We start from the raw sequence: 2,401 nt of genomic DNA on the forward strand, positions 1-2,401 counted from the left end.
CAAAGGTTTTCCTGTCAACTTATCCCAAGGAAAGGGAACAGGTTCTCTAGTACCTGAATAATGAAATGGTCCCGTAAAATGAAACCACTCCGGCAAATTTTCCCTGGGAAATTCTAACTCAGCAGGTTGTTGACTAATTTGAGCCAGTTGATAATTAGGAGTATCAGGCTCAGGTTGCAAAGGTAAATTTGATTGACTACGATATTGACTCACCACATCTATCAAAGGTTTTGTCCAGCGTCTAGTTCTACGGTACTCAAATTTATTACGCAGTTTTCCCCACCAGGTGGGATTATATTTACAGTTAGTGAAAATAGGAGGAATATTATTCTCTTCATCGGATACCACTATACTAGAAATAGTGATAAAAGGAATTTTGAGAAGCTCGGCGATCGTTGCCCCTCCTGTTGAAACCGAGTCAATAAGCAAAGCATCTATGCCAGCATGTTTGATAATTTGTGGAGCATCCTGAAGAAAAGCATTTGCATCTTTTTCCAAAATTGTAACTACAGCATAGCGAAAAGCAGGTATGCCACTAAGTTGACTGAGATGATCCAAATATTCTGTCATCACTCTTTGAGGAAGTTCTTCTTTACCATAGCCAAGAAATTCTAATCCTGCTCCCAGTACCTTAGCTTCATAACCAACTATTCCAATAAAGGTAACGCGATGACCCCGCCTTTTTAATTCTTGTGCCAAAGGTAGCATTGTGTTTAGATGTCCTGTAAAANTAACATGGGGTAAACTAGCAAGACCTACCATACCAGAAATAGTGATAAATAGAACATCCAGCATAGTTTTTTGGGTGAAGGCAGCAGTAAAATCTGTCCGAAAACCTCCTAGTTATATAGCATTACGCATTAAGGTTAGAACATTTATAAATAATGAAACCCTTTAACAGTCTACTATTCCCTATTCCCTACTCCCTACTCCCTACTCCCTAGCGCTATATAGTTCCTGTTAAAACAGGTTTTCCTGTAGATACTGCTTGTTCAATAATATCAGCAGCACGAGTTACGCCACCCGATCGCTTAATTCCTTCTTGTAATCTCAAAGCATTTTGTTTATATGACGGTTGTGTTAGTACCTGAGAAATTGCTTTTCTTAATTGAGCTACAGTTAAACGCTGCACTGGTATAGCTTCTCCAGCTCCACTCCAAGCTATTCGTGCTGCTACTCCTGGTTGATCGTTGGCGATGGGAATAGCAACCATTGGTACTCCATTTGTCAAGCATTCTAGAGTTGTATTCATACCTGCATGAGTAATCATGAAAGTAGCTTTTTGCAGAATTTCTAATTGGGGTGCATATTCAACAACTAGGGGATTTCCGGCTAAGTTGGGTAGAGATTCTGGAGTTGCCGAACCCCCAAGAGAAATTACTAACTGAGCATCCAATCCATCACAAGCTGCTGCAATTTTATAAAAAACATGAATCAAACGATTTTGTACAGTTCCCAGAGAAGCATAAATCAAAGGTTTACCTGTCAACTTATCCCAAGGAAACGAAACAGGTTCTCTAGTACCTGAATAATGATAAGGTCCGGTGAAATGAAACCACTTGGGTAAATTTTCTCTGGGAAATTCTAACTCAGCAGGTTGGTGACTAATTTGAGCGATTTGAGAATAAGCATCATTAGGATTAGAGTACAATGGCAAATTCCATTGACGACGATACTCAGCTACTACCTCTCTGATCGGTTTTGTCAAGCGTCTTAACAAAGCCCAAGTAGCTCTATTACGGAGTTTTGCCCACCATACAGGATTATATTTGTTGTTGGTAAAATTAGGAGGAACACTTTCGTCTTGATTCAATACCACTGCACTACAGATAGTAATAAAAGGTATCTCTAGAAAATCAGCGATCGCTCCTCCTGATAAAGCTTGGTCAATTAGTAAAGCATCTATACCAGCATTTTTGATGACTTGCGGAGCATCCCGAAGCAAAACATTTGTCCCTTCTATAAACAGATTAATTGTATAGCGCAAAGCAGCTAACCCGCTGAGTTTACTCAGGTGATTTAAAGATTCTGCTATTTTCTCTTGAGGATATTCTTCTGTACCATAGAGAAGAAATTCTAATCCTGCTGCTAGTGTCTTAGCTTCAACATTNAGATTAATTGTATAGCGCAAAGCAGCTAACCCGCTGAGTTTACTCAGGTGATTTAAAGATTCTGCTATTTTCTCTTGAGGATATTCTTCTGTACCATAGAGAAGAAATTCTAATCCTGCTGCTAGTGTCTTAGCTTCAACATTAGGTCTCCCTATCATAGTAACACGATGACCGCGCCTTTTCAATTCTTGCCCCAGGGGAAGCATTGTATTGAGGTGTCCAGTCGATCCTGGACATATCAGACCAAAATAAGTCATAGTAAGTCTTTTCCCTAAGTCTTCAGATTTTTT

The 2,401-nt window shown here is 39.5% G+C and carries 1 protein-coding gene and 1 pseudogene; both read right to left on the minus strand.

Going from position 1 to position 2,401, the window contains the following annotated elements:
• Positions 1-708 (minus strand): annotated as a pseudogene (locus AFK68_RS01595) (glycosyl transferase family 1); the annotation flags it as partial.
• A 238-nt stretch (positions 709-946) separates the two neighbouring features.
• On the minus strand, positions 947-2,110 hold a 1,164-nt coding region (locus AFK68_RS01600; protein WP_246843928.1), incomplete at its 5' end, for a glycosyltransferase.
• Between the last annotated feature and the right edge of the window lie 291 nt (positions 2,111-2,401).

The organism is Hydrocoleum sp. CS-953 (assembly GCF_002260545.1).
In the GTDB taxonomy this organism is placed as follows: domain Bacteria; phylum Cyanobacteriota; class Cyanobacteriia; order Cyanobacteriales; family Microcoleaceae; genus Trichodesmium.